This window comes from Vibrio sp. YMD68 (assembly GCF_029958905.1).
Classification (GTDB): Bacteria; Pseudomonadota; Gammaproteobacteria; order Enterobacterales; family Vibrionaceae; genus Vibrio.
This window is the reverse complement of the sequence record NZ_CP124613.1, coordinates 480217-494341: the sequence shown is the minus strand read 5'-3', so window position 1 is coordinate 494341 and position 14125 is coordinate 480217. Positions and strand designations below refer to the sequence as shown.

Sequence of the window (14125 nt, the reverse complement as noted above, 5' to 3'; positions counted from 1 at the left end):
TGAAATCGCAGTAATAATCAATAAGGCCATCTAGATTTCGATTCATGGTACTAGATGGTCGTGATTGGGATAATCACGAATCACTCACTATTACTTGGCTAAGTGGTCATAAAGAAAATCAATCAGTAAGCGTACTTTTGGCGATAAGTTTCGATTAGGAGGGTACACGGCCCAGATCCCCTCGTTGTCGTCTCGGTAATCACTCAAGACTTCCACCAACTCGCCGCTTTTTAGCACTTCATTAACATAGTAATCCGGCAGCTGTACCATACCTAAATGACGTTTAGCGGCATCCAGTAGCGATAATCCACTGTTACACTTAATGCGACCCGACACTCGTAACGACTTTTCTTTGCCACCCTCTTTGAAACGCCAGTGCCCTTGAGAGCCAACCAAGCAGTTATGGTGATTAAGCTCTGATAATGTGTGTGGCTCTCCCCAATGTTCAAGGTAAGTCGGGCTCGCACAAACATACAACTGACGCTGAGAAAGACGCTTAGCAATCAAACTCGAATCTTCTAGCCGCCCCAATCTTATTGCGACATCTACACCCATCTCTAAGAGATCGAGCTTCTGGTTTGTAAGCTGAAATTCTAAATCCACTTGTGGATATTGCGCCAAAAATTGATGCAGTAAAGGCGCTAGATGCGTTTCTCCATAAGTGACGGGGGCGGTCACTTTTAATAGACCTTTGGGGGATCGTTGCATTTGAGTGACCTCGATTTCGGCCAACTCTAACCCTTCAACTAAAAGTTTACACTGCTCAAAATAGATCTGGCCAGCCTCAGAAAGTGTCACCTTCCGAGTCGTTCTATGAAGCAGTTTTACCGCTAATCGTTCTTCAAGCGATGACACTCTTCGGCTAATTTGAGCCACCGAGGTATTCATTTTTTTCGCCGCCCGAGTAAAACTGTTTGTTTCGGCCACAGCAACAAATTCACTCACGCCTTCCCAGCTTGCCATGCGATTCCTCAATTAGATTGGTAACACTTTCATTATTGCAAATACGTAAAAATGTTTTCTATTTTTACCGTATTATCATCTTAAATGAAATACATATACTGGTTCACAGCAAATAAGATAAAACAAAAACAAGACAGCGGAGATCGACACTCTCATCTAATCTTATACAAGATATGGCAGTGCTTCCGCTGACTAAACCAGATAGGACTATCCAATGGCGATTGAAATCAAACCCGGTCAAACCTCTATTAAATCTAAAGCCGCAGTCGCATGGGCGGCGGGCGAACCCCTTAAAATGGAAGAAGTCGATGTTCAGCTGCCAAAAGCTGGGGAAGTCTTGGTTCGCATCGTCGCTACAGGTGTTTGCCACACGGATGCATTTACATTGTCAGGTGATGACCCTGAAGGGATTTTCCCATCAATCCTTGGCCATGAAGGTGGTGGCATTGTAGAAATGGTGGGAGAAGGTGTCACCAGTGTCGAAATTGGCGACCACGTGATCCCTCTTTACACCGCTGAGTGTGGTGAATGTAAGTTCTGTAAATCGGGTAAAACAAACCTTTGCCAAGCTGTCCGTGAGACCCAGGGTAAAGGGTTAATGCCTGATGGTACCAGTCGCTTCTCTATTAATGGTGAAACTATTTATCACTATATGGGCTGCTCTACATTTTCTGAATTTACCGTATTACCTGAGATTTCTTTGGCTAAAGTATCCAAAGCAGCGCCTCTTGAAGAAGTCTGCCTATTAGGTTGTGGCGTTACAACGGGCATGGGTGCGGTATTCAATACAGCGAAAGTAGAAAAAGGCGACAACGTAGCCATATTTGGGTTAGGTGGCATCGGCCTATCGGCCATCATTGGTGCGCGTATGGCGGGTGCAAACATCATCATCGGTGTCGACATTAACGAGAGCAAGTTTGAATTAGCCAAGCAACTGGGGGCAACTCATTGCATCAATCCACAAAACTTTGACAGACCGATTCAAGATGTCATTGTTGAAATGACAGACGGTGGCGTGGAATATTCGTTTGAGTGTATTGGTAACGTTAGCGTTATGCGCCAAGCGCTTGAGTGTTGTCATAAAGGCTGGGGCGAATCCGTTATCATTGGTGTGGCGGGTGCGGGTCAGGAAATCGCAACTCGCCCATTCCAACTCGTCACAGGTCGGGTATGGAGAGGTTCTGCATTTGGGGGGGTTAAAGGCCGCTCGGAACTGCCAGAAATCGTTAACCGTTACATGGCCGGCGAATTTGGATTGCAAGAGTTCATCACCCATACCATGGGCCTTCAAGACGTCAACGATGCCTTTGACCTTATGCATAAAGGCGAGTCTATCCGTACCGTTTTACACATGGATAGATAGACTCAGTCCATCGATAAGCCAAGTTGCTGAATGAATACGTTACGGAATAAGCGCCTTTGTCACTAGAGGCGTTTCACTTATTACCTTTTGATTATTCGTACCTTTTAATTATTTGTACCTTTTGATTTTTGGAACCCTTATGACTATCGAAAACATCAGCCAAGTCAAAGTTTCAGGTGGTTGGCACAAGCAATTCACTCATCACTCAACGACTCTGAATTGTTCAATGCGCTTTGCTATTTTTCTCCCGCCGAATGCCACCAAAACCTCGCCAGTTCCCGTTCTTTATTGGTTATCAGGGCTAACATGTACTGACGAAAACTTTATGCAAAAAGCTGGGGCGTTTAAGAAAGCCGCAGAGCTTGGCATTGCGATCGTCGCACCAGATACGAGCCCAAGAGGAAGTGATGTGGCTGATGATGACAGCTACGATCTGGGGCAAGGGGCAGGATTCTACCTCAATGCCACAGAAGAACCTTGGTCTCGTCATTACCATATGTATGATTATGTGACTCAAGAGCTGCCAGGCCTCATCGAAACTTTCTTTCCAGTGACGAGTGTTAAATCCATCTCAGGGCACAGCATGGGTGGGCACGGTGCATTGACCATTGGGATTAAAAACCCGCAGAAATACCAATCTATTTCCGCATTCAGCCCTATAGGCCATCCGATGTCTTGCCCTTGGGGACAAAAGGCATTTAACGCGTATTTGGGATCGAATAAAGACGATTGGAAACAGTACGATGCGTGTGAATTATTACGAGAGTCAGCATCGAGTCTGCCGATTTTGGTCGATCAAGGTGAGGCGGATAATTTCTTGGCTGAACAGCTAAAACCACAAGAACTCGTCGAAGCAGCAAAGCAACACGACTCGCCTTTAGATTTGCGAATGCATGCGGGCTATGACCACAGCTATTTCTTTATCTCTAGCTTCATTGATGAACATCTGTCATTTCATGCCAAGTATTTGATCAATACTAATTGATAGAACATGAATAGCAAAAACCAAAAGAGAGCGACCATTCGCTCTCTTTTTTGGATCCAAATCTTGGTCTCTACTCTGCCAACATGGGTACAACACAAACAGGGACCGTTGTTTTCAACGTGTGACCGCTGTACACCAGATCGCCAGTGTCTATATCTCGTTTAAAACTCACCAATGAATTGGAACGCTGATTGGCCACCATACACCACTGGCCGTCAGGACTCATGGCGAAGTCGCGTGGAAAATCGCCTTCGGTTTCAACGGAATTACACCATTTTGGCAGTGCGCCATCGACTGAAAATATTGAAATTTGATTTTGATGGCGACAAGAGACATACAGAAAATGCTCATCGGGGGACAGTTTGATGGCAGAGGCTGCCTCTCCTTTCTCTTGATTCGGCAGTAAATCCGTTTCATCAACAACAACCCATTCATCATCAATGTCTTTGAGCGTCACGAGCGTTTCAGACAATTCACACACCACATACGCTGTTTCTTCGGTTTTATCGAAGACTAAATGCCTTGGCCCACTGCCAGCGGGCATCAACACACTTTGCACCGGTGTGTTCTCAAAAGTCAGGCTCTTGCGATCATAGGGGTAAAAATGAATGACGTCCGCCCCCAAGTCAACCACGGCTAATTGGTCACGAGTAGATAAAAAGGTTACCTGATGCGCATGGGGTGAGGTTTGTCTGTCGGGGTTCGCCCCTTTCCCATCGACAAACAGATCCGCAATCATATCGGTGGGGAGGCCTTGGCTGTCCAAAGTGACGATATTGACGTTGCCAGTGCCGTAATGGGCAATGGCGATGAACTGCTGATCTTTATCTACCGCTAAATGACACGGCGAATCCCCTACCAAATCAACAGTATGCTGCGATGCGCTAGTTGACATGTGTAATTTAGGAGGGCTCTCTTTTTCCACCTCATTGACGGTGTACACCGCCTTCGAGGTAGCCAGAGCATATGAGGGGTTTTTCGTTTGAAGCATCACTTGCTTGTGCGCCATTTGACCGGAAGATCGGTTTAACTCGACAAGAAGCATTCCCTCATTGGCCTGTAAGCCATCACTGTAGCATCCGATGATGAAATCCATTTATTCCCTTAATCAGTATTGAGTCAGAAAGAGCCTGTTACGACAGTCTACTATACATCTTCAAATGGATAGGGTGAGCTAGCTTCAATTGTTTGTGAAATAAGAATAGTTTGTGAAATAAGAATAGTTTACGAGATAAGAACCGTTTATGAGATAAGAAAAAACCCACTCAGCTTTCGCTCAGTGGGTTTTCTGTTCTTACTCGCAGCAATCCTGCTACTGATAGATGCTCCCTGCATCGAATCCTTGATCGTAGGCTGATTCCTTCAGCGCTTTCCTTATCATCGCCATCCTAGCGGTGTCCTTGGCCATCCTGCCCGTTAGCGATCCTGGCTAACTTACATCACCCTTCCGTGAGTAGTGTCCTAACTTCATCATCCTGACAAAGATTTATCTTAATCCTTTAAGCGTCCATTAACATAGTTGGTAACAATCCTTGCTACTAGCATCCGGCTAATGTCCTTTGCAATCCTTGCTGATTATTCTTCCTTAATAACCATATCTTCTTCCTGAAGATGACCTTTCCTTGGGTCTTTCCTGTTCCGTGTCTGCTTCCTGCTGACAGCACAAATACTACGATGCTTATCCATCTTGGACAATTATCAGCAAATCATTACTGCTAGATAAAAATGAACAAAAATAGTACAAACCACTATTAAACAGTCACTTACTTAGGGGTTCGTTCTTTTATCGGCACGATTTGATTCCATACTCTCACATTGATGTAAGAGATCTCTCACACGCTAAGGAGCCGTTTTAGCAACATCTTGCTCAGGTGATGTGAGCTGCGATGCTCTCTTGATCACCTTTTAGCATCGATTAACCCAATAATCATGTTAAATACTCAACCATCAGAAAGCGTTAGGGGATATAATGATGGTATATTCAACCCATTCTTCTCCCCTTCGCTTATCAAATAAGGAGCTCAAATGATCTCTAAATGGTCACAACGATTTTTTCAAATGGCTGAACTCGTCGGCTCTTGGAGTAAAGATCCATCGACTCAAGTAGGCGCAGTGATTACAAAAAATAATCGTATCGTCTCCGTCGGTTTTAACGGTTATCCCCATGGGATTTCAGACAGCGCTGATACTGATGACCGTGATATGAAGTACTTAAAAACATTGCATGCCGAAGAGAATGCGATTTTGTTTGCCAAGAGAGATCTTGATGGATGCGAAGTTTGGGTCACCCACTTTCCTTGCCCAAACTGCGCCGCTAAAATTATCCAAACGGGTATTTCAACGGTCCATTGCCCAGAACAAACTGAGGATTTTTTGTCACGTTGGGGGGAAAAGATCAAGATTAGCCAAGATATGTTTTCTCAAGCGGGTGTTACCGTCGATTGGCTGCCATTGGATAGCCTAAAATAGACGGCTGACGGGGGCGGTAAACGCTCGGTCTGTCAACACAAGTAGACTATCTAGACGGTGTTATCCTAGATAGTCTGACCCATTCTTAAGCACCTTTGGCGTCACTTAGCGCTTATCTTACCTTTTACCTCTAACTTCTAACTTCTAACTTCTAACTTCTAACTTCACCTATTATTTCAGCTTTATTTTTCAGCGCCTTCTTCACTCACGACATGCATCTAAAAAACCTTTTTCGTTGGTAACGATGAAATAAATCGGCTCAATCCACAGCGTAAAGAGGATTCCACTATAGAATAGGGTTACTCCACCACTTTTTGTCAGCCTATCGTTTACTGTTTATGTTGTTAAGCGTACACCCAACACATAATTAATGAGCGCAATGAAAATGGAAAATAAATAATGTTCCATAAAACCATATCGTCTCGAATTAAGTCTGTATTTTTAAAAAAGTCAATTGGCATTTGGCCGCGATACACTAACACAATTCGCCTATTTACAATCAATATGCAGTGTTAAATGTCGCGGTTATTTTTCCTAGCAGAATAACACTTCACCATTTACAATCCTGCCCCATAATAATTACAAAGATAAAACATCGGCTATTTACCTTTCTCCGCAGGGGTCCTCAACTTAGCTAGGATTCTGAAATGTCATTCTTCAATGCGATTCAATGCGAATAGTTGGGTGAGTGCCGTATAGAACACGTTCCAATAACATAAGCTCAAATAACGAAAAGGTCCCCCACTACCATGTCTTCAGAAAAACAGAGTCCTGAGAAGCACCTTCGCGATTGGCAAACCAGCCAAACGATTGCAGAATCTACTTCACCCCTATTAGGCCAGCTGTATCGAGAAAAAGGGGTAGAAGTTATCCTCTTTGGTAAAACCCTCGTCAATGCAGACACTATCGATATTATTAAGGCACACCGACTCTCTCGTCACTTTACAGACCAACCACTGACCCTAGAACAAACTTCTCCTATCATTCAATGTTTAACTAAAATTCCGCTTTCCCCATGCAGAATCGATGTTGGACAACTTGCCCAGCAATACTGGCGCAGTCATGACGACACCCATGCATTGAATGATTTTCTGCACACTGCACTTTTAAAAGCCATGGATGGAAAGACCATCACAGAGCCGCGTGATGTTGTTCTTTACGGCTTTGGCCGAATTGGCCGACTATTGACGCGTTTATTGGTTGAAAAAAGTGGCCCAGGTTACCCGTTGCGCTTGCGAGCAATTGTTGTGCGCGGTGGCAAAAAAGGCGATTTAGAAAAACGGGCCAGCCTGTTACGACGTGACTCTGTTCATGGTCAATTTAACGGCAGTATTGTGGTTGACGAAGAGCGTAAAGCCATCATTGCCAATGGTAACTACATCCAAATTATCTATGCCAATAAGCCTGAAGAAATTAACTACAACCATTACGGAATCAACAACGCCTTAGTGGTTGATAATACGGGTGTATGGAGAGACAGCGAAGGACTAGGCCAACACTTAGGTTGCGATGGCGCTGAAAAAGTTCTGCTTACCGCACCAGGAAAAGGCGACATTAAAAACGTTGTATTTGGTGTGAACGAAGACGTTATTCAGCCAGAAGACACCATTATCTCGGCAGCCAGCTGCACCACCAATGCAATCACACCAGCCTTGAAAGCGATTAACGACAAATTCGGTATCCAGTCTGGGCATATTGAAACGGTGCACTCATTTACTAATGATCAAAACCTGATTGATAACTTCCATTCTGGTGATCGTCGTGGTCGCAGTGCGTCATTGAATATGGTGCTAACCTCGACCGGCGCTGCTAAAGCGGTATCGAAGGCATTGCCAGAGCTGACGGGTAAATTAACCGGTAACGCCATTCGTGTTCCAACACCGAATGTTTCAATGGCCATTGCCAATTTGAATCTAGAATCGAACACGACAAAAGAAGAGCTCAATACGTACCTTCGTGAAATGGCATTAACCTCTTCACTGTCTGCACAGATTGATTACACAGACTCAACAGAAGTGGTATCTAGCGATATCGTTGGCTCTCGCCATGCTGGGATTGTTGATGGAGTGGCAACTATCGCTCAAGACAATCGCTGTGTGGTTTACATTTGGTATGACAACGAATTTGGCTACAGTTGCCAAGTAGTTCACTGTATGGAACAGATGATGGGTGTTCGCTACAAAACCTACCCTGAAGCATAGAACGGCTTATTGAGAGCCAACGAATTAAGCTCCACAACTACAATAATAAAAAGCTCACGACCTAGTGTTTAAAACAACCCTAGTTTTAAACTCTTAGTTTGTGAGCTGTACTTCTCGTTGATTTGCCGCCAGAACCCGTTTCAAGCTCTAGCGGCTTTTTTACTTAGAATTGTGACTATTTAGTCAGGTGACGCACTAGCGCTTCCGTTGGGCGAACAATCGCTACAATCGCTTCATCGTAGATTTTTGCAGACTCACTGATCACCGCTAAGTAAGCTTGAGCGTCTTCACTGCGGATCGTTTCACCTTTCTTCGCCTTCTCAATCAAAGTCAAACCAAGATCAGCCACTAACTCTGCTTTTTCAGCGATGATCACACTATCAACTGAGGCGATATGGTCGGCAAAGATTGGCTGAGAAGCCACTGCAGCTTTACGTACATTTTGGTAGTGAGTTTCTAATTCAACTAACGCAGCGCTGTTACCTGATGCAAAATCGCTAACCCATCTTTCCATTTCATACACTGCGTAACTTTCTACGACTAATGCATCCACAAAGCGATTCAAACGCTCATGTTGGTTGTACAGATCACCGTGATTCTCAGTCGAAATCCACTTCTCCCAGTTACGTGCGTAGTATTGTGCAGGTTCAATGTATTTAGCCAACACTTGCAACGATTGGATATTTTGACCTTTCGCTAGACGCTTAAGCAGCATATCCGCATTCGCATGATGACGTAAGCCTACTGACACTTCAGACCATGTGTCCATTACAGCCATACGTTGATACATGCTCTCTTCGTCCGTCAAAGATGCATCAGACCATAAGCGCTCAGCGATTGCGTAGCTGCGTGGCCATAAATAGCCTTCAACGGTATGAGTGTCTTTGTTCTCTAACCACAGGGTAATTTCGCCACCAAGAATAAGCTCTTTCTCTTTCTCAGTAAGCTCGGCTGGATAGCCGCCATTTGGCTCAGGGATCACGCTGCCTTCCATTTTGCTGCTTGCAACGATTTCCGCTGTTGTTGGCCAACGAACATTACCAATAAGCTGGTAACTACCTTCGCTAAATCCGTTTTGATCTAAGTTTAAATTAAACTCTGTATATGACATGAAGTTATCAAAATAAGCGACTAGAGACTTGCCCGCCTGGTACTCTTTGATGAACACCTCTTCACGTGATTTGCCGTTGTAATCAACGAATGCGCGAGGCGTGCCATTTTTCGCTTCGATGATAGTAAGTAGTCCCTTACATAGACCACCTTTAGTACGCGGCTTTTCCCACTGGTAGCTAACAAAACTCTCACCAGCATGAAGGGAATCATCGACGGTGATCCCTTTTGGAATAGGATCGTTACGGTAGTGGTAGCTAGTTGGTTGCGGCTGATCTAGGTAGTAACCTGTCGATAGAATACCTTGGTAACCTTCTTTCGCTGCACGGCCAATACTATCGTGTCCCTGCCAGCTTTGAATAACAATCGATGTTGGCAGATCTTTGTGCCAGATTTCGTCCCAACCTGTCATCTTTTTGCCGCGTTCTTCTAGCATCTGCTCAACTTTGATGTTGAGGTAAGATTGCAGACCACGTTCGCCGTCAATGTTATTCTCAGCGATAAAGGCTTGATGCTTCTCACTGTTGATCCACTGAGAGTAGTTTGGCTCATCACCACCAATGTGGAAGTACTCATCTGGGAAGAGAGCAACAACTTCGTCAAAGACGTCACCCAGCATTTCATACAGCTCAGGGTTTAGTGGATCCATTAACGGTTCAAATACCCCCCACTCGCGCTCTTGTTCATAAGACTGGCCTTCACCTCCCGACATTAGATGTGGATAAGCATGCGCTACCGCAGAAGAGTGCCCTGGTAATGACACCTCTGGAATCACACGAATACCTAAGTTGCGAGCATATTCTACTAGGTAACGAACCTGATCTTTCGTGTAATAATTACCATCTGAGCTTTCAGACCATAAACGTGTCCAAGAATCAGTTTGGATACGAATACCTTGATCATCCCAGAAGTGCCAATGGAACACGTTCATTTTCGCTGAAGCCATCGCATCAAGTTGGCGAATCAAGACGTCGAACTCAATAAAGTGACGAGAGGTATCGTAGGAAACACCACGCCACTGGAATCGAGGCTCATCAACAATGGTAACCGCTGGAATGTGGTAACCCGTAGACGTGGATTGAACAAGCTGAAGAATCGTCTCGATACCGCGAATCGCACCGTATGGGCTTTCAGAAGAAAGGACAATTTGATCGCCACGTGTGGTGATGCGATAAGACTCATCAGACTCTATATTTTGAACGTCAGTCTTAGGAGCACGATTGATGTCGATAACTAAATTGGCTTCTTTTTCATTCTCAGCCTGCCAGTTCAGTGTTGGTACACCCGTTTGTCTTTCAAGACGGTCAATAAAACGTTTTGCTGTATATGCCACACGATCTGAATTAAAGCCTTTAATAAAGACTTTAAATTCACTATCTACTGTAACCTGACCTTTTTTTAATTCCACAGTTTGTGGATAAGGCATCAGATTTAAATCGGTATTTGGAGCCATTGCGAGTACCATTATAACCGTCCGTGAATCAACCAACGTAGGAACCAGTGGAAAATCATCAGTCTCAATATTAATTATTGGTATTTTTCCACTAATTAATATTTCCCTATAAAATAAATTTACTGGAACTACTTATTATTAAGCACGATCTTTACGGTAACAAGTCACGTCAACTTCTACCTTCACGTCTACGACTAAATCACACACCATACAAATACGTGCAGGAGGGTTCGCACCAAAGAACTCTTTAAAGACTTTATTAAATGATTGGAAATAACGAGAATCTGTTAGCACCACTTTTACGTGCATGACATCTTCAAGCTCATAGCCACACTCAGTCATGATATCGACACAGTTTTGAATCGCTAGACGTGACTGTTCAATAATACCACCTTCAACGACTTCGCCATCGGTCATTGGTGTTTGACCGGATACGTACAAGAAACCTGCCGCTTCTGTTGCTCTTGCAAATGGTAAATGTTGACCACCAGTACCTGTACCGCCTTCTATACCATAACGTTTAATTGACATTTTCTTACTCCAGTTCAAATAATAAAATTGATTTATTTTAGTTAAATTAATATTAGATATGTATTTGGTTATTTATTATTAAATATAAATACACCAGAACGTTTACTCTGCACTGCCCCTTTATAATATGACAGCTCACCATTGACAAAAACATACTCTATACCTTGTGACGCCGATATAGGGTTTTCAAAAGTAGCGGTGTCTTTTACCGTATTTGGGTTAAATATCACCAAATCAGCATAAGCCCCTTCTTTTATAATTCCACGTTGGTTTAAGTTATATCGCTTCGCCGATAAACCCGTCATTTTATGAATCGCTTCCGACATGGAAAACAACTTTTTATCGCGGCTATAGTGGCCTAACACTTTCGGGAAAGTCCCCCAAAGACGTGGGTGTGGATGAGGGTCATTAGGCAAGCCATCTGAGCCCACCATTGTGCGTTTATATTTAAGAACTCGCTTCACATCGTCCTCATCCATGCAGTGATAAACTGCGCCCGCTGGCTGTAACGCTTTTGCAGCGTCCATCAATGGCTGTTTCATCTCTGTTGCGATGTCTTTTAACATCTTTCCTGCGTATTGGGGCAACGCTTCAGACCAGGTAATGAATATATCAATCTCATCAGTAACCTGTTTCAAATCTAGTGTTGATGAACTGGCTGAATATGGGTAGCAATCGCACGACACGTCTTGGTGTTTGGATGCCGTTTCTAGGTGATCAATCACCTCTACCGTTCTCCCCCAGTTACCGGCACCCGCACATTTTAGGTGTGAAATAACAACAGGAACGCGAGCGTGTTTTCCGGTTTCGAACGCTTCATCCATTGCACTGATAATTTCTTCAAATTCAGTGCGCATGTGAGTGGTATAAATACCATCATGTTCAGCGAGAACCTCAGACAGCTGCATGACTTCATTTGCCGTAGCTTGTTTTGCACTGGCATACGCAAGACCAGAACTTAAACCGAGAGCACCTTGCTCCATCGCTTTGGTTAGCGACGACTGCATCTGTGCGATTTCACCGTCCGTGGCGGTTCTGTCTAAACGGTCCATTACTTGATGACGAAGTGTCGTATGGCCAACTAACGCCGCCACATTTACTGCTGGTTTCGCTTGTTCTACCGCTTCTGCATAAGCCATAAACGAAGGGTATCTAAAATCTTGTTGCTCACCCAATAGGTTCATTGGATCAGGTGGAGCCGTTGTCAATACCGCGGGGGAAGCACTAATGCCACAATTGCCAACAATGACAGTCGTTACACCTTGGCTTATCTTAGGCAAACACTCTGGGTAGCGAATGACATTGGTATCATCGTGAGTATGTACATCAATAAAACCCGGTGCTAGTGCGAGGCCATGCCCTTCAATAACATGACTGCACTCTTCTAAATCAAGCTTGCCGATTTTTTCGATACGGTTGTCCCGAATTGCAACATCAGCGAAAAATGCCTCTTCGCCAGAGCCATCGAACACCTCTATATTTTTTATGATGGTATCGAATAACATTTCCAATTTATCGTTCCTCATATCTAGTGTGGTTATCTTATAATTTTCAGAAAAAAACACAGTGATAAAACACACAAAAACACCCCAACTGTTTGATACTTTCCAACACCAATGCCATCATAAGAACCAGTAAATAATTAAAAACAACAACTTAATTAATGTTACTTTGCTTTGAATGCTGAAGGAACCACACAAATGAATGATAGAAACTATCACATAGAGCTGCTTGGAATAGCGGATTGGGGCCAAAAAGGCCGTGCGGCCGTATCAGAGAAACAAGCGCGTTATTGCCTCGTCAGTGAAGAGATTTCCTTACCCGCCGCGGTCATCAAGCAGTCGTCACTGAAAAATAACCTGCAATGGATGCAGCGTTTTTCTGACCACCACAATGTGCGACTTGCTCCACACGGCAAAACAACCATGACCCCCGATTTTTTTAAGCAGCAACTTGATCATGGTGCGTGGGGAGTAACAGTAGCAACACCCATGCAAGCCGAGATTGCGGCATTGGCAGGGGCGACAAACATCATCATGGCTAACCAACTGGTTGGAAAAGCCAATATGGCCATTGTTGAGAATTTGATTGAGCGCTTCAATGTCAATTTTTACTGTTGCGCGGATTCAATCGTTAATCTTGATCAATTGGAACGCTTTTTTACTAAAACAGATCTAACGCTGAATGTATTACTTGAATTTGGCGTTGAAGGAGGACGTTGTGGCTGTCGAAGCGGCGATGAAATTTTAGAGCTAGCTGATGCGATGCAAGGGATGTCATCGCTCAATTTGGCTGGTATTGAAGTCTATGAAGGCGTCATTCATGGCGACAATCAAGAGCAAATGATCCGAGAATTCTTAAATGAAACACTTTCACTGGTTCAATCCCTTTCCATGAAAACACTGATCGCTGATAAGCCCATTGTTACCGGTGCGGGTTCTGCTTGGTATGATGTGGTAGCAGAGTGTTTTGCCAATCTAACCCATGCTACTGCCATTATCCGCCCTGGCTGTTACGCCATCCACGACACTGGTATTTATCTGGATGCTCAAAACCATGTCATTGCCCGTGCCAAAAACAATCAGGGTTATGCCTGTGAGCTGGAAGGTAACTTAGAATCCTCTTTAGAAGTTTGGGCTTATGTCATCTCACGCCCAGAGCCAACAAAAGCAGTGGTGGGAATGGGTAAACGAGACGTTGCCTTTGATGCGGGCCTGCCTATTGCAGAGCGGGCCTACAGTAACGGGATGCCTATTTCAGCTTCAGGAATCACAGCGACTGCTGTTATGGATCAACATACGTTTATTGAGATAGATGCCGATAACGATATCCAGGTTGGCGATATGATCGCTTTTTCCACCTCTCATCCATGCTTAACTTTTGATAAATGGCGTCATATTGCCATTTGTGATGACGACTATCAGGTGACGCATTGGGTAGAAACCTGCTTTTAACGAACTGACATTCGTTATACTGAGAAAAATGCAAAACAACCGCCGCTTATTGCTAAAGCGTCAAATGGTTAATCAACGTAAAATGGTTAATCAACG

General features: G+C 44.1%; 10 protein-coding genes. 5 read left to right on the top strand and 5 right to left on the bottom strand.

Going from position 1 to position 14125, the window contains the following annotated elements:
• Window positions 1-90: 90 nt before the first annotated feature.
• On the bottom strand, window positions 91-963 hold the full coding sequence (locus QF117_RS02200) for a LysR family transcriptional regulator (protein WP_282385904.1): 873 nt from the start codon (window positions 961-963) through the stop codon (window positions 91-93).
• 214 nt (window positions 964-1177) lie between these two features.
• On the opposite strand from QF117_RS02200, the gene QF117_RS02195 reads away from it, so the two are divergent.
• Together QF117_RS02195 and fghA are read left to right on the top strand one after the other, a co-directional pair.
• Window positions 1178-2326 (top strand): S-(hydroxymethyl)glutathione dehydrogenase/class III alcohol dehydrogenase, encoded by a 1149-nt coding sequence (locus tag QF117_RS02195; protein WP_282385903.1) that lies wholly within the window; start codon window positions 1178-1180, stop codon window positions 2324-2326.
• A gap of 139 nt (window positions 2327-2465) precedes the next feature.
• Window positions 2466-3311, top strand: coding sequence for an S-formylglutathione hydrolase (gene fghA / locus QF117_RS02190; protein WP_282385902.1), 846 nt, complete (start codon window positions 2466-2468; stop codon window positions 3309-3311).
• Between the two features lie 70 nt (window positions 3312-3381).
• Here fghA and QF117_RS02185 read toward each other — a convergent pair whose 3' ends face one another.
• On the bottom strand, window positions 3382-4407 hold the full coding sequence (locus QF117_RS02185) for a lactonase family protein (RefSeq protein ID WP_282385901.1): 1026 nt from the start codon (window positions 4405-4407) through the stop codon (window positions 3382-3384).
• Window positions 4408-5336: 929 nt separating this feature from the next.
• Between QF117_RS02185 and QF117_RS02180 the strand changes: the two genes are divergently transcribed.
• Together QF117_RS02180 and QF117_RS02175 are read left to right on the top strand one after the other, a co-directional pair.
• Window positions 5337-5780, top strand: a complete 444-nt coding sequence (locus tag QF117_RS02180) for a cytidine/deoxycytidylate deaminase family protein (RefSeq protein WP_017036181.1) — start codon at window positions 5337-5339, stop codon at window positions 5778-5780.
• Between the two features lie 749 nt (window positions 5781-6529).
• Entirely contained in the window at window positions 6530-7981 is a 1452-nt protein-coding gene (locus QF117_RS02175) for a glyceraldehyde-3-phosphate dehydrogenase (protein ID WP_282385898.1), read from the top strand.
• A gap of 175 nt (window positions 7982-8156) precedes the next feature.
• Here QF117_RS02175 and QF117_RS02170 read toward each other — a convergent pair whose 3' ends face one another.
• The 3 genes from QF117_RS02170 to QF117_RS02160 all read right to left on the bottom strand — a co-directional run bounded on the left by QF117_RS02170 (window position 8157) and on the right by QF117_RS02160 (window position 12580).
• Window positions 8157-10544: a family 20 glycosylhydrolase gene (locus QF117_RS02170; RefSeq protein ID WP_282385896.1), complete on the bottom strand. Its 2388-nt coding sequence runs from the start codon at window positions 10542-10544 to the stop codon at window positions 8157-8159.
• A gap of 138 nt (window positions 10545-10682) precedes the next feature.
• Window positions 10683-11075 carry a RidA family protein gene (locus tag QF117_RS02165; RefSeq protein ID WP_282385894.1) on the bottom strand — a complete coding sequence of 131 codons (393 nt, stop codon included), beginning with the start codon at window positions 11073-11075 and terminating at the stop codon, window positions 10683-10685.
• A gap of 68 nt (window positions 11076-11143) precedes the next feature.
• Window positions 11144-12580, bottom strand: coding sequence for a D-aminoacylase (locus QF117_RS02160; RefSeq protein WP_282386122.1), 1437 nt, complete (start codon window positions 12578-12580; stop codon window positions 11144-11146).
• Between the two features lie 195 nt (window positions 12581-12775).
• On the opposite strand from QF117_RS02160, the gene QF117_RS02155 reads away from it, so the two are divergent.
• The gene (locus QF117_RS02155) at window positions 12776-14029 is read left to right on the top strand and encodes an amino acid deaminase (RefSeq protein WP_282385893.1); all 1254 of its coding nucleotides are present in this window, start codon (window positions 12776-12778) and stop codon (window positions 14027-14029) included.
• Window positions 14030-14125 lie beyond the last annotated feature (96 nt).